The sequence below is a fragment of the Streptomyces sp. W16 genome (assembly GCF_033194735.1).
Taxonomy (GTDB): domain Bacteria; phylum Actinomycetota; class Actinomycetes; order Streptomycetales; family Streptomycetaceae; genus Streptomyces.
In genome coordinates this window covers 13,801-32,945 of the sequence record NZ_JAWOAI010000041.1, presented here as the reverse complement: position 1 = coordinate 32,945, position 19,145 = coordinate 13,801, and the positions used below count along the sequence as shown (strand labels likewise).

The 19,145-nt window shown below is 70.6% G+C and carries 16 protein-coding genes and 1 pseudogene; 10 read left to right on the top strand and 7 right to left on the bottom strand.

The window, feature by feature from the left end:
- The first annotated feature begins 227 nt into the window (after window positions 1–227).
- The 3 genes from R6V09_RS08320 to R6V09_RS08310 are packed head-to-tail and all read left to right on the top strand — an operon-like array spanning window position 228 to window position 1,652.
- Window positions 228–665: a roadblock/LC7 domain-containing protein gene (locus R6V09_RS08320; RefSeq protein ID WP_317880707.1), complete on the top strand. Its 438-nt coding sequence runs from the start codon at window positions 228–230 to the stop codon at window positions 663–665.
- Window positions 662–1,036, top strand: a complete 375-nt coding sequence (locus R6V09_RS08315) for a DUF742 domain-containing protein (protein WP_317880706.1) — start codon at window positions 662–664, stop codon at window positions 1,034–1,036. The genes R6V09_RS08320 and R6V09_RS08315 overlap by 4 nt, the downstream gene beginning before the upstream one ends.
- A complete protein-coding gene (locus R6V09_RS08310; RefSeq protein WP_317880705.1) occupies window positions 1,017–1,652 on the top strand; it encodes a GTP-binding protein in 636 nt (211 codons plus the stop codon). Before R6V09_RS08315 ends, R6V09_RS08310 begins: the two co-directional genes overlap by 20 nt.
- Before the next feature lie 13 nt (window positions 1,653–1,665).
- Here R6V09_RS08310 and R6V09_RS08305 read toward each other — a convergent pair whose 3' ends face one another.
- Window positions 1,666–2,109: a DUF4232 domain-containing protein gene (locus R6V09_RS08305; protein ID WP_317880704.1), complete on the bottom strand. Its 444-nt coding sequence runs from the start codon at window positions 2,107–2,109 to the stop codon at window positions 1,666–1,668.
- 28 nt (window positions 2,110–2,137) lie between these two features.
- Here R6V09_RS08305 and R6V09_RS08300 point away from each other — a divergent pair, with 28 nt between their 5' ends.
- Window positions 2,138–2,506, top strand: coding sequence for a hypothetical protein (locus R6V09_RS08300; RefSeq protein ID WP_317880703.1), 369 nt, complete (start codon window positions 2,138–2,140; stop codon window positions 2,504–2,506).
- A 3-nt stretch (window positions 2,507–2,509) separates the two neighbouring features.
- Here R6V09_RS08300 and R6V09_RS08295 read toward each other — a convergent pair whose 3' ends face one another.
- The 4 genes and pseudogenes from R6V09_RS08295 to R6V09_RS08280 all read right to left on the bottom strand — a co-directional run.
- Window positions 2,510–3,460: an NAD(P)-dependent oxidoreductase gene (locus R6V09_RS08295; RefSeq protein ID WP_442809997.1), complete on the bottom strand. Its 951-nt coding sequence runs from the start codon at window positions 3,458–3,460 to the stop codon at window positions 2,510–2,512.
- A 53-nt stretch (window positions 3,461–3,513) separates the two neighbouring features.
- The gene (locus tag R6V09_RS08290; RefSeq protein ID WP_317880701.1) at window positions 3,514–4,878 is read right to left on the bottom strand and encodes a hypothetical protein; all 1,365 of its coding nucleotides are present in this window, start codon (window positions 4,876–4,878) and stop codon (window positions 3,514–3,516) included.
- Between the two features lie 121 nt (window positions 4,879–4,999).
- The gene (locus R6V09_RS08285; protein ID WP_317880700.1) at window positions 5,000–5,392 is read right to left on the bottom strand and encodes a MazG-like family protein; all 393 of its coding nucleotides are present in this window, start codon (window positions 5,390–5,392) and stop codon (window positions 5,000–5,002) included.
- Between the two features lie 249 nt (window positions 5,393–5,641).
- Window positions 5,642–6,904 (bottom strand): annotated as a pseudogene (locus R6V09_RS08280) (glycosyltransferase family 39 protein); the annotation flags it as partial.
- 145 nt (window positions 6,905–7,049) lie between these two features.
- On the opposite strand from R6V09_RS08280, the gene R6V09_RS08275 reads away from it, so the two are divergent.
- The 5 genes from R6V09_RS08275 to R6V09_RS08255 all read left to right on the top strand — a co-directional run bounded on the left by R6V09_RS08275 (window position 7,050) and on the right by R6V09_RS08255 (window position 14,912).
- Window positions 7,050–7,895 carry a serine hydrolase gene (locus R6V09_RS08275; protein WP_317880699.1) on the top strand — a complete coding sequence of 282 codons (846 nt, stop codon included), beginning with the start codon at window positions 7,050–7,052 and terminating at the stop codon, window positions 7,893–7,895.
- Window positions 7,896–7,967: 72 nt separating this feature from the next.
- Window positions 7,968–9,014: an esterase-like activity of phytase family protein gene (locus R6V09_RS08270; RefSeq protein WP_317880698.1), complete on the top strand. Its 1,047-nt coding sequence runs from the start codon at window positions 7,968–7,970 to the stop codon at window positions 9,012–9,014.
- A 155-nt stretch (window positions 9,015–9,169) separates the two neighbouring features.
- Entirely contained in the window at window positions 9,170–12,916 is a 3,747-nt protein-coding gene (locus R6V09_RS08265) for an ABC transporter ATP-binding protein (protein WP_317880697.1), read from the top strand.
- Between the two features lie 73 nt (window positions 12,917–12,989).
- On the top strand, window positions 12,990–13,382 hold the full coding sequence (locus R6V09_RS08260) for a hypothetical protein (RefSeq protein ID WP_317880696.1): 393 nt from the start codon (window positions 12,990–12,992) through the stop codon (window positions 13,380–13,382).
- Window positions 13,383–13,478: 96 nt separating this feature from the next.
- Window positions 13,479–14,912 (top strand): S28 family serine protease, encoded by a 1,434-nt coding sequence (locus tag R6V09_RS08255; RefSeq protein WP_317880695.1) that lies wholly within the window; start codon window positions 13,479–13,481, stop codon window positions 14,910–14,912.
- A 28-nt stretch (window positions 14,913–14,940) separates the two neighbouring features.
- Here the strand turns inward: R6V09_RS08255 and R6V09_RS08250 are convergent, their stop codons facing one another.
- Window positions 14,941–15,579 carry a hypothetical protein gene (locus R6V09_RS08250; protein WP_317880694.1) on the bottom strand — a complete coding sequence of 213 codons (639 nt, stop codon included), beginning with the start codon at window positions 15,577–15,579 and terminating at the stop codon, window positions 14,941–14,943.
- A gap of 112 nt (window positions 15,580–15,691) precedes the next feature.
- Window positions 15,692–17,488 carry a glycoside hydrolase family 3 protein gene (locus R6V09_RS08245; protein ID WP_317880693.1) on the bottom strand — a complete coding sequence of 599 codons (1,797 nt, stop codon included), beginning with the start codon at window positions 17,486–17,488 and terminating at the stop codon, window positions 15,692–15,694.
- 373 nt (window positions 17,489–17,861) lie between these two features.
- Between R6V09_RS08245 and aroA the strand changes: the two genes are divergently transcribed.
- Complete coding sequence (aroA, locus tag R6V09_RS08240) at window positions 17,862–19,139, top strand: 3-phosphoshikimate 1-carboxyvinyltransferase (protein WP_317880692.1); 1,278 nt, start codon at window positions 17,862–17,864, stop codon at window positions 19,137–19,139.
- Window positions 19,140–19,145 lie beyond the last annotated feature (6 nt).

Here is a 19,145-nt window from a genome sequence, read left to right as displayed (position 1 = left end):
CCGATCTAGGCGCGTTCGATGCTCGCCGCCCTCCGGGACGGCACCCGCCGGGCCCGCGCCCAGGAGGAAGTGCCCATGCCCGCCTGGCCCTCGTCGATGCGCGGGGAAGTCTCTGCGCCCGGCCGCCCGGCCGCCCCGCAGGACGAGTTCCCGCCGGCCACCCGGCCCACGGCCCCGCCCGAGCGGCGTCAGCTGCCCACCCGTCCCCGTCCGACAAGGAACAACCCATGACTGCGCCCAACTCCACGCACGGCGGACTGGCCTGGCTGCTGGACAACCTGATCGAGCGGATCCCCGAGACCCTGCACGCCATCGTCCTGTCGGAGGACGGACTCCTCGTCGGCTCCTCCGAGAAGCTCGCCCAGGACGACGCCGAGCAACTCGCCGCCATTTCCTCGGGTGTTCACTCGCTCGCGCTCGGCACCAGCCGCCACTTCGGCGGTGGCCGGGTGCAGCAGACCGTCATTGAGATGGACGATCTGTTTCTCTTCGTCACCACCGCCGGCGGCGGCGCCCGGCTCGCCGTACTCGCCACGTCCGAGGTCGACGTCGGCAACGTCGGCTACGAAATGACCATGGTGGTACGGCAGGTGGGGCAGTTCCTCAGCGCGGCCCCCCGGTTCCCGGAGTACAGCGGTGTGCCCTTCGCGGGTGAGCATGAATGAGACATTGGTCAGAGGAAGATCCCTGGGCGGACGAAGACCCCGCGCTGCTCGTCCGTCCGTACACGGTGACCGGCGGCCGGACCCCGACCGCCCACTCCGGCGTCGAGCTGATCACCCTGATCAGCACGGTCCGGCCACCGACCCGCGACCAGCGCCTCCAGCCCGAACAGAACCGGCTGCTCGCGCTCTGCCGCACCCCGACGGCGCTCGTGGAGGTCGCCGCCCGGCTCGATCTGCCCGTCGCGGTGATCCGGGTCCTCCTCGATGACCTGCTGGACAACGAACTCGTCTCCGTCTCCCCGCCCACCGCGGCCGGTACTCCCGACGCCCGTTTCCTCCAGGCAGTGATCGATGGAATTCGCAGAATCTGACCCCCGCGCGAGCCGCTCCCGCGCCGTCGCCGTCGCGCCCAACGCCGCCACGGCCAAGATCCTCGTCGCGGGCGGCTTCGGCGTCGGCAAGACCACGCTCGTCGGCGCGATCAGCGAGACGACACCGTTGCGTACCGAAGAACTCATCACCGAGGCCAGCGTCGGCATCGACAACCTCGCCGGCGTGGAGCAGAAGACCACGACGACGGTCGCCATGGACTTCGGCCGGATCACGCTGAGTTCGGCCCTCGTCGTGTACCTCTTCGGGGCGCCGGGGCAGGACCGGTTCTGGTTCATGTGGGACGACCTGTCCCGCGGCGCGCTCGGCGCGGTCGTGCTGGCCGACACCCGGCGGCTGGAGAGCTGTTTCCCGTCCGTCGACTTCTTCGAGCACCGCGGCATCCCCTTCGCCGTGGGCGTCAACTGCTTCAACGGCATCTGCGAGGAGGACCCCGAGGAGATCCGCACCGCCCTCGACCTCGCCCCCGACATCCCGCTCGTGCTGTGCGACGCCCGCGACCGGGAGTCGGTGAAGTCGGTCCTGCTCGCCCTTCTCGAACACGTCATGCGGGGGCTGGCGGTGGAGGCGTCGGGGGACCGCCAGCCGGTGCAGTAGCCGTACGGCCGGGTCAGGAAGGCTTCGTCGCCGATACGGCCGTCGCGGTCAACGTGCCGTCGCACTCCGCGAACTGCCCGTCGTCCAGGGCGACTTGGTGTTTCCCGGCGGCCGGCAGACCGATCACCATCGTCGGATAGACCACCGGCGCCGAACCGGACTTGCAGTATCCGTCCCCCTCACCCTGCACCTGCACGAAAGTCAGCTTCAGCCAGGCGTTGCCGCCGGGGGCGAGCTTCACGGGGGAGGCGGAGCCGACGGGGGTCACCTGGAGGGGGACGTTGAGCTCGGGGGAGCCGTTCGCCGCACCGGCGACGGTGGGGTGCCCCTGGAGGACGCAGGCCTTGGCGCCGGTGTTGGTGAACCGGACGATCGCCGCTCCGGTTCCGGTACCGGAAGGGCGATCGGCGGCCTGATAGGCGCTCGCCTTCAGGGCAGTTGCCGCACAGCTCTTCACTGCGGTTCCCGCAGAACCCGGTGTTCCCGTGGACCCGGATGAGCCTGTTGCCCCGGTGGACCCGGTGGACCCGGTGGACCCGGATGAGCCTGTGGACCCGGAGGAGATGGGGGAGGCGGTGGCGGTCGGCGAGTCCGAGGACCCGCCGGATCCGCCGGATCCGCCGGATCCGCCGGATCCGCCGGACCCGCCTTCCGAGTCACCCGGCTGGCACGCCGTCATCACCATCGCCGCCGACAGCGCGGCCACCGCCATCACGGCCCTGCGGATGCTGCTCTTCTGCATGACGTCCCCCGAACTTGCTGTGCACGGGCCGGCCTTCGCCGGCGCTCGCGGAGGGAGACAGATCAGTCGTATCCGAGGTTCCGCCTGTGTGTTGCCTGTGACGCAATGGTGACGCTCAGTCGCCCGGAGTCCCGTCCTCGTCCTTCTCCGCCTCGAAGCTCGCGAAATACGCCGCCGCCATGTCCTCGTCCCCGTGCCCCTGTGCCGCGGCCCGCGCGAACCGTTCCGCGCCGGCCGCCGCCACGTCCAGCCGTACGCCGTGCGCCGCACCCGCCTGCACGATCAGCCGGGCGTCCTTCTCCGCCGTCGTGACCGCGAAACTCGCCGGAGTCAGCTGGTTGTTGAGGATCGCGGCGGACTTGGCGTGCAGGTAGCCCATGTCGAGCGGGCCGCCGGCCATGAGGTCGAGGAAGCTCTGCGGGTCCACGCCCAGGGCCTTGGACAGCGAGAGGGCTTCACCGGCCGCGTTCGTCACCGCCAGCACCCAGCTGTTGGCCACCAGCTTCAGCCGGGTCGCGGTGGCCGCCGCGCCGTCCTCGCCGACCCACATCGTGCGGGCGCCGACCGCGTCGAAGACCGGGGTCACCGTCTCGCGGCCGGACTCCGGGCCCGCCGCGAGGACCGTCAGCTGACCGGCCTCGGCGGGCTGGCGGGTGCCGAGCACGGGGGCGTCGTAGAAGACCAGGTCGTGGCGGCCCGCGAACGCGGCCAGTTCGCCCACCGATTCGAGGCCCGACGTCGTCGACTGGATCCACGCGGCGCCGGGGCGCAGGACGGGGGCGGCCTCGCGCATCACTTCGAGTACGGCGTCGCCGTCGTAGAGCATGGTGAGGATCACGTCCGCGTCGCGTACGGCCTCCGCCACGGTGTCGGTGACGTGCGCGCCGTCGGCGGACAGGGGTTCGGCCTTGGCGCGGGTGCGGTTCCAGGCGTGGACGGTGTGTCCGGCGCGGGCGAGGTTGCGGGCCATCGCGGCGCCCATGATGCCGGTGCCCAGGACGCCTACGGTGAGTTTCTCGGTGGTCATGACTCGGCTTTCGTCCTCGACGTTGTTGTCGGGAACCAGGGTGCCAGGGTGACGCGCGCCCGGCCTCCCGGCAGGGCGCGCGTCAGCCGCCGTCAGCCGGTGACCGTGAACCAGGTCGAGCGCGACTTCTGCCACTCCGGGTACGAGAGGTCCTTCGCCTCGGTGCCGTCGCCGTACAGGTCGGCCGCGCCGTCGTCGGTGATCAGCTGGGCGCGGGCGCCCGAGGCCGTCAGGTCCGGTACGTCTACGACGGCTTCCCAGGCGCCCGGGTCCGTGGTCGGCAGGTCGCGCAGCTTGACCGGCTTGTCGGCCGCGCTGCCGGTCCAGGAGTACAGGGCGTACGGGTCGGAGTTGTCGTCGGCGGCCCAGGAACCGGCGACGATCAGATACTGGTTCGCCGCGTTCTTGCGGATGTCGCGCACCGAGAGACCGCCGAGGTCCAGCTCGACCGGCGTGCCGAAGGTCGCGGCGGTGCCGTTCGCGACCACCTTGTCGATGTTGGTGACCGGGACGAGGAGTGCCTTGCCGCCCGCCACCGCCGGGGCCAGCGGCGCGCGGAAACCGACGTACGCCGTGGTCGTCGAGTTGGGGGCGAACTCCAGGCCCTCCACGTTGAATCCGTCGATCTCCTTGGGGATCTCGCCGTCCGCGGTGCCCGCCGCGAAGCCGTACCTGTTGCCGTTCGCCTTGTCCCACGCCACCAGGTCGTCGCGCAGCTTGCCGTACGAACTGCCGTAGGAGAGTGCTGTGTTGGCGCCGCTGCCGGTCACCTCGGTGGTGAAGACCGTGTTGCGGGCCGCCTTGTACTCGCCGTCCTTGTTGTTGCCGAGCGAGCCGGTCCAGTAGATCGTGTCGCCGACGCGGGCCGCGCCCTCGATGTCGATCTCCTTGTCGACGCCGATGTCGTCGCTGAAGTCCCAGGTCCTGACCGGGGCGCCGGAGGTTGAACGGTCGTACAGGCGAAGGACGTTGGACTCGTCATCCGCTACGACGACATAGCCGCCGCCCACGTCGACCGCGGCGGAGGCGTCGCTGGAGCCGGTGAAGTAGCGGGTGTCGGTGGGCTGTTGGACGGATGCCGAGGCCGCGTAGTGCAGGGTCTTCGTGGCCGTCTTGCCGCCCAGGCCCGTGACCTTCACCGTCAGGTCCGTGTAGCCCTGCGCGGCGGCCGTGACGGCGAGTTGGCGGGTGGTGCCGGTGCCGGTGACGGACACCGCGCTCGTCGGCGCCACGGACGTCTTGCTGCTCTTGCTCGCGACAACGGTCAACGCGCTGACGTCCGCGCCGCTCTGGGCGACCGTCACCTGGACCGTCGGATCGCCGACTCCGCCCACCGCGCCCGAAAGATAGGCGGCCGACAGGGAGATGGTCGGTGTGCCGTAACTCGCCGCGTGCGCCTGGCTGTTCGGGCCGAGGCCCAGGCCGAGGGCGGTCAGGGCGAGGCAGGTGCCCGCCACGGCGACCGTCCTGCGACCGTTGGAGAAAACTCCGTTGGAGGAAATTCCATCGGAAACTCCGCTGGAGAAAACGTAGTCCTGCACGGGGACCCCTTCGTCGGCTCGGTGTCGACGAGAAGGCTCAGCGGATCTCACCAACTCCGCGCGGCGCGGGCAGGTCCTGGGGGTGAACAACGGCGGACGGGCCGAGGGAGCGGTCCATGACCCGGGCCAGGTTGCGGGCGAAGACCTCCTGCGTGTCGGGGGTCAGGGTGCGCAGCGCGATCAGTGCGGTGATGACGACGTCGCACAGTTCGCTCTGGACGTCGTCCCAGGTGTGGGTGACGCCCTTGCGCGGGTTCTGGCCGGTCGCCCCGATCACGGCCTCGGCGACCTCGCCGACCTCCTCGGACAGTTTCAGGATGCGCAGGAGCAGACCTTCTCGGCCGTCGAGGGGACGGTTGGCGTCCACCCAGGCCCAGAGGTCCTCGATGTGGGCCCAGAGCTCGGCGGGCTGGTCCTTCTGATCACTCATGGGCCCAGCCTGTCATCACGGCCCGGCTCATCGACGCCCCGCCCGTCGAACCGCGTCCTACTTGCCGAAGACCGCATCCGCTTCGTCGAACAGCGTCTCCTGCCCGAACTCCGCCCCCTCCCGCACCCGCCTGTTCCGCATGCCGACCACCACGGCCGTCGCCGCCCCGGTCACCGCGAGCGCGGCCGGGACCATCCAGCCCCGGTTCACCGCGTGGCCGAGCGCGTGGTCCAGGGAGAGGCGGCCCGGGCCGGTGACCGCGAGGCCGGCCGGAAGAACCCAGGACCAGCGCGCGTCGCCGCTGCGGAAGGCGCGCCACAGCATGACGCCGCCGCCACCGCACAGCGCCGCGATGCCCGGGGCGAGCGCGGTCGTGTAGTACGGGTGCATCGTGCCCTGGGCCATGCTGAAGGTGACGTAGTGGAGCAGCGTCCAGCCGCCCCACATGACCAGCGCGGCGCGGGTCGCGTCGGTGCGCGGGGCGCGGCCGACCAGGACCAGGCCGGCGATCAGGGCGATCGCGGAGAAGGGGAGCAGCCAGGAGATCTGGCCGCCGAGGATGTCGTTGAACATACGGCCGAGGCCCGCGGTGCCGGCGAACGTACCGCCTCCGCCGCCACCCCCGCCTCCGCCGCCGTTGCCCTCGCCGCCGAACACGCGGCCGAAGCCGTCGTAGCCCATGATCAGGTCCCAGGCCGTGCCGTCCGTCGAGCCGCCGATGTAGGGGCGGTCGGAGGCGGGGACGAGGGAGACGGCCGTGGCCCACCAGAAGCTGGAGACGGCCAACGCGACCGTGGCCAGGGCCAGTTGGACGAGCTTCTTCTTCCAGCCGAGCTTCGACGCGAACAGGTACACGGCGAAGACGGCGGGCAGCGCGATGTAGCCCTGGAGGAGCTTGGTGTTGAAGGCGAAGCCGAAGCAGACCGCGGAGCCGATCAGCGGCAGCAGCTTCTCGGTGCGCACGGCGCGCAGGCCGAGGGCGGCGCCCGCCACCATCAGCAGGACGAGGAGGGTGTCGGGGTTGTTGTCACGGTTGATGGCGACCGTGATCGGGGTGAGCGCGAGGACCAGGGCCGCGATGGTCGCGGCCACGTGGCCGAAGTACCGCTTCACGGAGGAGTGCAGGATCCAGATCGTGCCGAGCCCGGCGGCGACCTCCGGCAGCATCATCTGCCAGGTGCCGAAGCCGAAGATCCGGCACGACAGGCCCATCACCATCAGGGAGAAGGGCGGCTTGTCGACCGTGATGAAGTTGCCCGCGTCCAGCGAGCCGAAGAACCAGGCCTTCCAGCTCTGCGTGCCGCTGTAGATGGCGCTGCTGTAGAAGCTGTTCATGCTGGAGCCGGAGAGGTTCCAGGAGTACAGCACCGCGGCCAGGACCATGATCGCGATCAGCGCGGGCAGCGACCAGCGCGGCGCCTTCTCGGGCGGTGCCGTCTCGGGTGGGGCCGGCGGCGGCCAGTCGGCGGACGCGGGTTCGGTGTGGGGGTGTGGATCGGTGGCAGATGTCACCCGGCCATCGTGCGAAGGCAGGGTGGGTACGTGCTGTGCCGAACCTAGTGCTCGGCTGTGAATTCGCACAGGCCGAAGTAACGGCTCGTACAACCGTTCTCCAACTCGTACAACCTTTCATGCCTTCCTGTGAGTCAAGTCATGCATGACTCATTGGATATCCCGCCGAGCCAGAGTGCTGGCGGCCGGCGCGGGCGCCGGGGTGCTCATACCCGTGCTGGCCGCCGCGACGCCCGCTGCCGCGGCCACCCCGACGGTCAGCTGTACGTCCGCCACGGCAGGCCTCGCCGCCAAGCTGAAGAAGGACATCACCGCCGCCCTCGCGACCCGTAAGGGAACCGTCGCGGTCGGCCTCTACGACCGCAAGACCAACACCACCTGCACGCTGCGGGCGACGAGCGCCTACGACTCGGCAAGCACCGTCAAGGTGACCGTTCTCGCCACGCTGCTGTGGGACGCGAAGAAGCACAACCGCACGCTGACGACGCGGGAGTCGACCCTCGCGAAGGCCATGATCACCAAGTCGGACAACACCGCGACCTCCACCCTGTGGAAGCAGCTGGGTCTGACGAAGATCAAGGGCTTCCTCGCCGCCGCCGGCATGACCCAGACCAAGCCGGGCGCGAACAACTACTGGGGTCTCACCCAGGAGACCGTGACCGACGAGCAGAAGCTGCTCAAGCTGGTCACCGCCAAGAACACGGTGCTGAGCGACAACTCCCGTGCGTACATCCTGAAGTTGATGAACCAGGTCGTCTCCGGCCAGCGTTGGGGCACTCCGTACGGCGCCCCGTCGACCGTCACCGTGCACGTCAAGAACGGCTGGCTGCAACGCTCCACGCACGGCTGGCGCATCCACAGCCTGGGCACCTTCAACGGCGGCGGCCACGACTACATGATGAGCGTGCTCACCCAGGACAACAGCACGATGAGCTACGGGATCACGACGATCCAGGGCGTCGCAAAGGCGATTCACAAGGACCTCGCCTAAAGCCCCTGCTCAAGGGCATCGCTTTACTGCGCGGTCTCCCGCACGTCATCCACCCGTCCTGCGGTGGCGCCCATGCGCCTGAGAACCGTACTCGCGACCGCGACCGCCGGCCTGGCGGCGGCCACCTGCCTCACCGCCGCCGGGCCCGCGAGCGCCGTCAGCAACACCCGTACCAGCAACGCCTGTTCGTCCTCCGTCTCGATCGACCGCTTCTCCGACGCGCTCGACAAGACGACGTACGACGGCACCTTCGTCGGCAACTTCTCCGCGCTCGCGCTGGACAAGGACGGCTCGCTCGCCGCCCTGGAGGACCGCTCCTCGCTCTTCAGCCTGGACGCGAAGACCCTCCAGCCGAAGAGTGTCGTCCCGCTCGCCGACGAGAACGGCGCCGCCCTCGACTCCGAGGGCCTGGCCATCGACCGGGACGGCACCCGCCTCATCACCTCCGAGACCGAGCCGTCGATCCGCCGTTACTCCGCCGACGGCAAGATCCTCGACCGCCTCCCGGTCCCGGCCTCCCTCCTTGTCGCCCCGGCCGGCCGGGCCGTCTCCAACCAGACCTTCGAGGGCCTGACCCTGCTGCCCGGCGGCCACACGCTCCTCGCGTCGATGGAGTACCCGATCGCCGGCGACACCTCGGGCGCCGTCCGCTTCCAGACCTGGACCCGGACCAAGGGCGACCACTTCAAGCCAGCCGCGCAGTACGCCTACAAGACCGACGCCGCCTTCCTCGGCGTCCCCGAGGTGCAGGCCCTCCCCGACGGCCGGCTCCTCGTCCTGGAACGCGGCTTCACCAGCGGCGTAGGCAACACGGTCCGCCTCTACCTGGCCGACCCGCGCCACGCGACCGACACCAGCAAGATCGACACCCTCACCGGCCAGCCCGGCGTCCGCCTCATAAAGAAGACCCTGCTCGCGGACATCGCCGACTGCCCGTCCCTCGGCGCGACAGCGAAGCAGCCCCAGCCGAACCCCCTCCTCGACAACATCGAGGGCATGGTGATCACGGGGAGGGAGAAGGGCCGCTACAAGGTCCTGCTGGTGAGCGACGACAACCAGAACGCGGTACAGACGACGCGGTTCTACTACCTCCGGGTCCGCACAACCCCCGTCTTTTAGGGGCGCGGGGAACTGCGCGACCAGCCACGACGCACCCGCACCCGAAAAACGACCCCCCGCGCGAAGCGCAATGTTGCGGAGGGATGAAATCCGCTTCATTCCGCGTTGGTGCCTTCCGTAAGACCAGCTGATCAGGGGCGAACGGAAGGCACCGCGTGGCAGCGAAGCAGGGGGAGACACGGGGGCAGACACAGGGCTGGGCCAGAAGGCTCGCCGTATACGCCTGGCGATACCCCAAGGACGTCGTCCTCGCCCTCGGCGCCTCCCTCGCCGGTATGGCCGTCATGGCCGTCGTCCCCCTGGTCACCAAGGTGATCATCGACGACGTGATCACCGGCCACACCCGCTCCATGGCCCCCTGGGCAGCCGTCCTGATAGTCGCCGCCCTCCTCGTCTACGTCTCCACCTACATCCGGCGTTACTACGGCGGCCGACTCGCCCTCGACGTCCAGCACGACCTCCGCACCGAGATGTACGGCACGATCACCCGCCTCGACGGCCGCCGCCAGGACGAGCTGTCCACCGGCCAGGTCGTCGGCCGTGCCACCAGCGACCTCCAGCTGATCCAGGGCCTGCTCTTCATGCTCCCGATGACCATCGGGAACGTCCTGCTCTTCGTGATCTCTCTCGCGATCATGGCCTGGCTGTCCCTTCCCCTGACCCTGATAGCCCTGGCCGTCGCCCCCGCCCTCGGCTGGATCGCCAGGCGCAGCCGCAGCAAGCTGCACCCCTCCACCTGGTACGCGCAGGCCCAGGCCGCCGCCGTCGCGGGAGTCGTCGACGGCGCCGTCAGCGGCGTACGCGTGGTGAAGGGTTTCGGCCAGGAGGACCAGGAGACCGGAAAGCTCCGCGAGGTCGGCCGCCGGCTCTACGCGGGCCGCCTCCGCACGATCCGCCAGAACGCCCGCTACACCCCCGCCCTCCAGGCCGTCCCCGCCCTCGGCCAGGTCGCGATGCTCGCCCTCGGCGGCTGGCTCGCGGTGCGCGGTCACATCACGCTCGGCACGTTCGTCGCCTTCTCCACCTACCTCGCCCAACTCGTCGGCCCGGTCCGCATGTTGGCCATGGTCCTCACGGTCGGCCAGCAGGCCCGCGCGGGCACCGAACGCGTCCTGGAGCTCATCGACACCGAGCCCTCGATGACGGACGGCACCAAGGAACTCCCCGCCGACGCCCCGGCCACGGTCGAGTTCGACGACGTCTCCTTCGGCTACGACGACCAGCGCCCCGTCCTCAACGGACTCAGCTTCGAGATCCGCCCCGGCGAGACCCTCGCGGTCGTCGGCTCCTCCGGCTCCGGCAAGTCCACGGTCTCCCTCCTCCTCCCGCGCTTCTACGACGTCACCCACGGCGCCGTCCTCATCGGCGGCCACGACGTCCGCGAACTCACCCTCGACTCCCTGCGCGCGGCGATCGGCCTGGTCCCCGAGGACTCCTTCCTCTTCTCGGACACGGTCCGCAACAACATCGCCTACGGCCGCCCCGACGCGACCGAGGAGGAGATCCTCACCGCCTCCCGCGCCGCGCAGGCCGACCGGTTCATCGCGGAACTCCCCGACGGCTACGACACGACGGTCGGCGAGCACGGCCTCACCCTCTCCGGCGGCCAGCGCCAGCGCGTCGCCCTCGCCCGCGCGATCCTCACCGACCCGCGCCTGCTGGTCCTGGACGACGCGACCTCGGCGGTGGACGCCCGCGTCGAGCACGAGATCCACGAGGCCCTCAAACAGGTCATGGAGGGCCGGACCACGCTGCTGATCGCGCACCGGCGCTCCACCCTCAACCTCGCCGACCGCATCGCCGTCCTCGACGGGGGCCGCCTCGCCGACATCGGGACCCACGACGAACTCCAGCAGCGCTCACCGCTCTACCGCCGCCTCCTCACCGACCCCGACGAACTCGGCGGCGTCTCGCCCGGCCACGCCCTGCCCGTCGCCGAACCGGCCGAAGACACCTCCGTACGCGCGGAGTTGGACGCGGAGTTCGACGCCGAGCGCGGGCTCACGCCCCGCCTGTGGACCGGTGACCGCGAACCCAAGGACACCGCGCTGTCCGGGATGCCCGCGACCCCCGAACTCCTCGCCCAGGTCGACGCGTTGCCCCCGGCGACCGACACTCCCGACGTCGACGAGGCGCGGGCGGTCCGCGCCGAGGACTCCTACGGCCTGCGCCGGCTGCTCCGCGGTTTCGGCGCCCCGCTGCTGATCAGCCTCGGCCTCGTCGCCGTGGACGCGAGCATGAGCCTGCTGCTGCCGATCATGATCCGGCACGGCATCGACCAGGGCGTGACCAAGATGGCGATCGGCGCGATCTGGTCCGCCTCGCTGCTGGCCCTCGTCGCCGTGGCCGTGCAGTGGGCGGCACAGCGCGGCGAGACGAGGATGACCGGACGCACGGGGGAGCGGGTCCTCTACACCCTCCGCCTCAAGATCTTCGCCCAGCTCCAACGCCTCGGACTCGACTACTACGAGCGGGAGTTGACCGGCCGGATCATGACGAGGATGACGACGGACGTGGACGCGCTGTCCACGTTCCTGCAGACGGGCCTTGTCACGGCCTTCGTCTCGGTCGTCACCTTCTTCGGCATCATGGTCGCCCTGCTGGTGATCGACGTACAGCTCGCGCTCGTCGTGTTCGCGACGCTGCCCCCGCTGGTCATCGCCACGTTCTTCTTCCGCCGGGCGAGCGTGAAGGCGTACGAACTCGCCCGTGAGCGCGTGTCGTTGGTCAACGCCGACCTCCAGGAGTCGGTGTCGGGACTGCGGATCGTGCAGGCGTTCCGGCGCGAGAAGGACGGCGGCCGACGCTTCGCCGAGCGCAGCAGCAGCTACCGCGAGGCCCGTACGCGAGGCCAGCGGCTGATCTCGGTCTACTTCCCCTTCGTGCAGTTCCTGTCGTCCGTGGCGGCGGCGTCCGTACTGATCGCGGGCGCGGGAAGGGTGGACAACGCGACGCTGACAACAGGCGCGTTGGTCGCCTACCTCCTCTACATCGACCTGTTCTTCGCCCCGGTCCAACAGCTCTCCCAGGTCTTCGACGGCTACCAGCAGGCCACGGTCTCCCTGGGCCGCATCCAGGAGCTGCTCCAGGAACCGACGTCGACACGGGCGGCCGACGAACCGCTCGAAGTCCTCTCCCTGCGCGGCGAAATCGCCTTCGAGGACGTGCACTTCGCGTACGGCGAAGACGAAGAGGCCATCGGGGGAGTGGAGTTGAGCATCCCCGCCGGCCAGACGGTCGCCTTCGTCGGCGAGACGGGCGCGGGCAAGTCGACGCTCGTGAAGCTGGTGGCCCGCTTCTACGACCCGACGGGCGGCCGGGTGACGGTCGACGGCACGGACCTCCGGTCCCTGGACATCACGTCGTACCGCCACCACCTGGGCGTCGTCCCCCAGGAGGCGTACCTCTTCCAGGGCACCGTCCGCGACGCCATCGCCTACGGCCGCCCCGAGGCCACCGACGCCGAGGTGGAGGCGGCGGCCCGCGCGGTCGGCGCGCACGAGATGATCGCCACGCTGGACGGCGGTTACCTCCACGAGGTCGCCGAGCGCGGACGCAACCTCTCGGCGGGCCAGCGCCAGCTGATCGCCCTGGCCCGCGCCGAACTGGTCGACCCCGACATCCTCCTCCTCGACGAGGCGACGGCAGCCCTCGACCTGGCGACAGAAGCCCAGGTCAACCAGGCCACCGACCGCCTCGCCGGCCGCCGCACCACCCTCGTCGTGGCCCACCGCCTGACGACGGCGGCCCGCGCGGACCGGGTCGTGGTGATGGATCACGGCCGGGTCGTGGAGGACGGCACGCACGACGAGCTGCTCGCGCTGGGCGGGTATTACGCCGAGCTGTGGCGGACCTTCGTGGGCGCGCCCGAGTCCGAGGAGCCGGTCGCCACGTCCCGCTGAGGGTCCGCGCAACCGTTCGACATACGTCTTGCGTCCGTACATCAGTACGCTGTTCGGCTGCTGTGCGGGAGGGATGACTGTGGACATGGGTGCGCTACGACGGCGGGTGGCGCTCGGCACGGCCGTGCTCACCGTGTCCGGACTGCTCGCGCTCGCGGCCCCCGGCAGCGCCCAGGCGGCCGTGGTCTGCCCGGGGCGAGCGGTGCTGACGCTGCCCTTCTCGACCGGCACCGTCCATGTCTTCCGCCGGGGCGACTACATCTGCGCGTACACCGCCCCCCGGACCACCGGCGCCAAGCGCACGATGTCGGTCAGCGTCCAGGCCCGCGGCAGCCGCCCGGTCGTCGACAAGGGGCGCTACACGCGCCGGGCCGGACCGGTCACCGTGCACGTCGGTCACCGGTGCGTGCGGATCAAGGGCGCGGTCGGTGGCGGCGCGGTCGGCTCGGGCTGGATCCTGTGCTGAACCACTGATCAGTGCCCTGTGTGAACAACCCCCTCTGGTGTGACGGAAGTTGCTCGGATAGCTTCCGGTTCACAACTGCCTCACAGGGGAGATTGCATGCGCAAGGCGCTCAGATGGCTGCTCGCGCTCACCGTGCTCATAGGCACGATGGGCACGGCCGGGGTGGCCACCGCCGCCCAGGCCGGCCGAGCGGGTCAGACCAGTGAAACAGCGGACATCAAGGACCAGTTGCTGGCAATACCCGGCATGAGCCTGGTCCAGGAGAAGCCGTACACCGGCTACCGCTACTTCGTCCTGAACTACACCCAGCCGATCGACCACCGGCACCCGTCCAAGGGCACGTTCCAGCAGCGCATCACCGTGCTGCACAAGGACGTCTCCCGCCCGACGGTCTTCTACACCAGCGGCTACAACGTCTCGACGACCCCCAGCCGCAGCGAACCGACCCGGATCGCGGACGCCAACCAAGTCTCCCTGGAATACCGCTTCTTCACGCCGTCCCGCCCCGACCCGGCCGACTGGTCCAAGCTCGACATCTGGCAGGCGGCCAGCGACCAGCACCGCGTCTTCAAGGCCCTCAAGTCGATCTACACCAAGAACTGGATCGCCACCGGCGGCTCCAAGGGCGGTATGACGGCCACCTACTTCGAGCGGTTCTACCCGCACGACATGGACGGTGTCGTCGCCTACGTCGCCCCCAACGACGTGGTGAACAACGAGGATTCGGCCTACGACCGCTTCTTCACCAAGGTCGGCACCAAGGAGTGCCGGGACCGCCTGGACGCCGTACAGCGCGAGGCGCTGGTGCGCCGGGAGCCGCTGGAGCAGAAGTACGCGGCCTACGCGGCGGAGAACGGCTTCACCTTCACCACCGTCGGCAGCCTGGACAAGGCCTACGAGGCCGTCGTCCTCGACTACGTCTGGGGCTTCTGGCAGTACAGCCTGCTCTCCGACTGCGACACCATTCCCGCCAAAGCGGCGACCGCCACCGACGACGAGATCTGGAACTCGGTCGACACGATCTCCGGCTTCTCCTTCTACACCGACCAGGGCCTGTCCCCGTACACCCCGTACTACTACCAGGCGGGCACCCAACTCGGCGCGCCCACCATCCAGTTCCCGTACATCGAGAAGAAGTACGTCCGCTACGGCTACCAGCCGCCCCGCGACTTCGTGCCGCGCTCCATCCCGATGAAGTTCCAGCCGGGCGCGATGCGGGACGTGGACAGCTGGGTCCGCCACCACGCCCACCACATGCTGTTCGTCTACGGCCAGAACGACCCGTGGGGCGCCGAGCGGTTCGCCGTCGGCAAGGGGGCGAAGGACTCGTACGTCTTCACCGCGCCCGGCCTCAACCACGGCGCGAACGTCGCGGCCCTGACCGCCGACCAGAAGGCGCTGGCCACCGCCCGCATCCTGGCCTGGGCCGGCGTCCCCGCCCCGACGACCGCACAGGCGAAGCCCCTCGCGCCGTACGACGCGAAGCTGGACCGGCAGGACGTCGAACGCGAGCCGACGCTCCGGCCGTAACACCCTTGCCGCGCCCGGCCGTTGACGGTCACCCGACCTGCACCGGCCGGGCGCAGCCCACCGGTTGTGCGCCGCCGAGCTGGACGTACAGGGCGGTCGACGCGGGACAACTCGCGCGCCGGAGCACGGACTTGACCACCTTGTACTGCGGCTTCCGCTGTCCCGAGCCGTCGCACGCGGTCTCCCGGACCTGGCGGTTGCCCGAGCTGTAGACGCAGTCCCCGACGATCGTGCGGGGGCCGCCTCCGCCGCCCGGGTCGCCGGGGTGCGGCGGCTCCAGGTTGCGCATACAGGCGTAGCCCTTCGGTACGGCGCTGTCGCCGCCCGTGCCCGAGGTGCCCTGGGCGCTGATGTGCAGCACGAAGTCGGTGGTCGCCGGGCAGGCGGGGCCGGCGCCGACGTCGCCGTCGTAGCGGGCGATGACGCGGGAGGCGGCCCGTTCACTGGTGCAGGGCACCTCGGTGAAACTCGTCGTACCGAAGGAGCTGCACTCGTCGACGGCGAGGAACACCGCGCCGTAGCCGGAGGGTTGGGTGGTCGAGGACTCGGACGCCTTGGGGCCGAGGCGGCCGTCGCCGGCGTCGGAGCCGCTCGTGGACGAGCAGCCGGTCAGCAGGACGGCGAGCAGCAGCGCGCACACCGCCCCGGCGCTCCAACTCTCACGCATCGTTCCCCCCGGACTGCCCCCGCCCAGCGTGACGCGCGGTGGGGGGGGCACGCCAGCCGTGCGGGGGGCTTTGGGCCAGTTGGCGGGGGCGGGGCGGGTGGGCGACGTACCTCTAGTACGACAGTCCGTGACCGGCCGGATACAGCACCTGCGCCGGGTCGTCCGCGCGCCGCACGGCCACCGGGAGCTTTCCGCGCGGGGACACCTGGCCCGCGATCACCCGTGCCGCGGCCCGCAGTTCGACGTCGGTCCAGGAGTAGGACGCCAAGTAGGCGGGGACGCCGGGCAGTTGGGCAACATCGTAGGGGTTGCGGACGGCGACGGCCACGACCGGTCTCCCGGTGGCGACCAGCTGTTCGACCAGAGTCTTCTGCGGATCGGCCGCCGTGACGTTGTAGGTCGCCACCACCACCGCGTCCGCCGCCCGCGCCGCCGCCACGGCCTTGGCGACGGTCTCGGCGGAGGGGGCGGCGCCGGTGGACAGGACGGTCGCGGTGAAGCCCAACTCCCGCAGGGCCGCGGCGAGTACACCGGTGGGCGGTCCCGTCGTACCGGACGGCGAGGCCGGATCGGCACCGACGACCAGGACGTTCCCGTGTGTACGACGGGACAGTGGCAGCAGTCCCGCGCTGTTGACCAGCAGGGTGGTGGTCCGCTCGGCGATGCGGTCGGCGGCGGCGAGATGCCCCGCACCGCCGACCACGAGGTCCACGACCGCCCGGGTGACGTACGGCTCCTCGAACAGGCCGAGCCGCGCCTTCAGCCGCAGCACCCGCAGCACCGACTCGTCGAGCCGCGCCTCGGTCAACTCCCCGCCCCGCACGGCCTTCAGGACGGCGTTCCAGGCGATGTCCAGGGAGGGCGGGTCGAGGAGCTGGTCGACACCGGCCTTCAGCGCGAGCACCGGCACCCGCTCGTCGCCGTATTTCTGGCGGACGCCCGCCATACCCAGCGAGTCGGTCACCACGACACCGTCGTAGCCGAGTTCGCCGCGCAGGACGCCGGTGACGATCGGATGGGAGAGGGTGGCCGGGTCGCCGGAGTCGTCGAGGGCCGGGACCTTGATGTGCGCGGTCATGATCGCGTCGATCCCGGCCCTGACCGCGGCCCGGAAGGGCACGGCGTCCAGCTTTCCCCACAGCTCGCGGCTGTGCGTGATGACGGGGAACCCGGTGTGGCTGTCGACGGCGGTGTCCCCGTGCCCGGGGAAGTGCTTGGCGGTGGCCGCCACCCGGCTGTCCTGGTAGCCCGCGACTTCTGCGGCGACCAGCCCTGCCACCGCGTCCGGGTCGGCGCCGAAGGACCGTACGCCGATGATCGGGTTGGCCGGGTTCACGTTCACGTCGGCGTCGGGGGAGTAGCCCTGGTTGACGCCCATCGCGCGCAGCTCGGCGCCGGAGATCCGGCCGACCGTGCGGGCGTCGGTGCGGGAGCCGCCGGCGCCGATCGCCATCGCGCCCGGGAAGAGGGTGGCGGGTTTGCCGATCCGGCAGACGATGCCGTGCTCCTGGTCGGTGGCGATCAGCACGGGCAGCCCTCGGGGTTGGCTGAGGGAGGCCTTCTGGATGCCGTTGGAGAGGTCGGCGATCTGGTGCGGGTCGCGGGTGTTGTGCGCCCAGCTGAAGTAGATGATCCCGCCGACCCGGTACTTCGCGATCAGCTCGGCGGCCGTGCGCACCCCGAGCTCGCTCAGGTTGGCGTCGATGTCGGCCTGGTCGGGGGCGGTGGCGGAGTGGCCGTAGACCCGCATCACGAACAGCTGGCCGACCTTCTCCTCCAGGGGCATACGGGAGATCAGCGAGCGGAGTTCCGGGTCGTCGGCGTGGTCGTAGGCGTGGGCGGGGGTGCCGGCCGCGAGGGACGCGGTGACGCCCATGGTCGCGGCGAGGACGGTACGTCTGGAGGGCATGTGCGCTCCTTCCGGAGAGGTTTCCGCCTGTCAGGGGAGTGCACAGTAACCAGGGGAGGGGCCGCCATCGGCGCAGTTGGAGGGGGCGCGCCGATGACGGCTTGCTGCCGGCCGCGGCACGGAGGAGAGGGTTTGTCAGCTTTCGCAGCCAGCAGCGAGGCCGACGCCGTACCGCGGAGACTCATCCGGCAGCTTGCCGGTTGGACGGAGGGGAGCGGGCCCGGGTTCCGTCCGCGGGCCGATTCCACGAAGTTGGTGAACCCGTGCACAACGGGACGGATGCGGTCACACACAGGTACGCGCGGGCGAACGGCGGTCGTCCATCCCGTGGACGTCCCGGCGGAACGGGCGGCCACCGCCCGATCATGAGGGCATGCCCGTAGTCCACATCCCCGGTTCCAAGTCCGTCACCGCCCGCGCGCTCTTCCTGGCCGCCGCGGCCGACGGCGTCACCACCCTCCGGCGACCGCTCCGCTCGGACGACACCGAGGGCTTCGCGGAGGGACTGACCCGGCTCGGCTACCGGGTGGGCAGGACCCCCGACGCCTGGCAGATCGACGGCCGCCCGCAGGGCCCCGCGGTCACGGAGGCCGACGTGTACTGCCGGGACGGCGCGACCACGGCCCGCTTCCTGCCCACCCTCGCGGCGGCCGGCCACGGCAGCTTCCGCTTCGACGCGTCCCCGCAGATGCGCCGCCGGCCACTGGGTCCCTTGAGTACCGCTCTGCGCGACCTGGGCGTGGACCTGCGCCACGAGGAGGCCGAGGGCCACCACCCGCTGCGCATCGAGGCGTCCGGTGTCGAGGGCGGCGAGGTGGTCCTGGACGCCGGCCAGTCCTCGCAGTACCTGACCGCCCTGCTCCTGCTCGGCCCGCTGACCAGGAAGGGCCTGCGGATCAGGGTCACGGACCTCGTCTCCGCGCCGTATGTCGAGATCACCGTCGCGATGATGCGGGCGTTCGGGGTGGAGGTGCGCAGGGAGGGCACGGTCTACGTGGTGCCGCCGGGCGGCTACACCGCGACCACGTACGACATCGAGCCGGACGCCTCGACCGCGAGCTACTTCTTCGCGGCGGCGGCTGTGACCGGCGGCGAGGTCACCGTCCCCGGGCTCGGCACCGGCGCGCTCCAGGGCGACCTGGGCTTCGTCGACGTACTGCGCCGCATGGGCGCGGAGGTGACGACCGACGCGCACGGCACCCGGGTGCGCGGCACCGGCGAACTGCGCGGTCTCACCGTCAACATGCGGGACATCTCGGACACCATGCCGACCCTGGCCGCGATCGCCCCCTTCGCCTCCGGCCCGGTCCGCATCGAGGACGTCGGCAACACCCGGGTCAAGGAGTGCGACCGGCTGGAGGCCTGCGCGGAGAACCTCCGGCGGCTCGGCGTCGAGGTGGCGACAGGACCGGACTGGATCGAGATCCGGCCGGGCTCGGCGGCACCCGTCGGCTCGGAGGTTCCCGACGGCTCGGATGTTCTCGCGGGCGCGGAGATCAAGTCCTACGGCGACCATCGCGTCGTCATGTCCTTCGCGGTCACCGGGCTGCGGGTGCCGGGTATTTCGTTCGACGACCCGGGGTGCGTACGCAAGACTTTCCCCGGTTTTCACGAGGCGTTCGGGGTGCTGCGAGGGCAGTTGCCGGCATGAGGGGAG

What these genes read in the sequence shown, in the direction of transcription:
- R6V09_RS08275 (WP_317880699.1), top strand. Translation starts at nt 7,050, where the DNA reads ATGACTCATTGGATATCCCGCCGAGCCAGAGTGCTGGCGGCCGGCGCG.
- R6V09_RS08270 (WP_317880698.1), top strand. Translation starts at nt 7,968, where the DNA reads ATGCGCCTGAGAACCGTACTCGCGACCGCGACCGCCGGCCTGGCGGCG.
- R6V09_RS08260 (WP_317880696.1), top strand. Translation starts at nt 12,990, where the DNA reads ATGACTGTGGACATGGGTGCGCTACGACGGCGGGTGGCGCTCGGCACG.
- R6V09_RS08315 (WP_317880706.1), top strand. Translation starts at nt 662, where the DNA reads ATGAGACATTGGTCAGAGGAAGATCCCTGGGCGGACGAAGACCCCGCG.
- R6V09_RS08285 (WP_317880700.1), bottom strand. Translation starts at nt 5,392, where the DNA reads ATGAGTGATCAGAAGGACCAGCCCGCCGAGCTCTGGGCCCACATCGAG.
- R6V09_RS08255 (WP_317880695.1), top strand. Translation starts at nt 13,479, where the DNA reads ATGCGCAAGGCGCTCAGATGGCTGCTCGCGCTCACCGTGCTCATAGGC.
- aroA (WP_317880692.1), top strand. Translation starts at nt 17,862, where the DNA reads ATGCCCGTAGTCCACATCCCCGGTTCCAAGTCCGTCACCGCCCGCGCG.
- R6V09_RS08250 (WP_317880694.1), bottom strand. Translation starts at nt 15,579, where the DNA reads ATGCGTGAGAGTTGGAGCGCCGGGGCGGTGTGCGCGCTGCTGCTCGCC.
- R6V09_RS08310 (WP_317880705.1), top strand. Translation starts at nt 1,017, where the DNA reads ATGGAATTCGCAGAATCTGACCCCCGCGCGAGCCGCTCCCGCGCCGTC.
- R6V09_RS08320 (WP_317880707.1), top strand. Translation starts at nt 228, where the DNA reads ATGACTGCGCCCAACTCCACGCACGGCGGACTGGCCTGGCTGCTGGAC.
- R6V09_RS08245 (WP_317880693.1), bottom strand. Translation starts at nt 17,488, where the DNA reads ATGCCCTCCAGACGTACCGTCCTCGCCGCGACCATGGGCGTCACCGCG.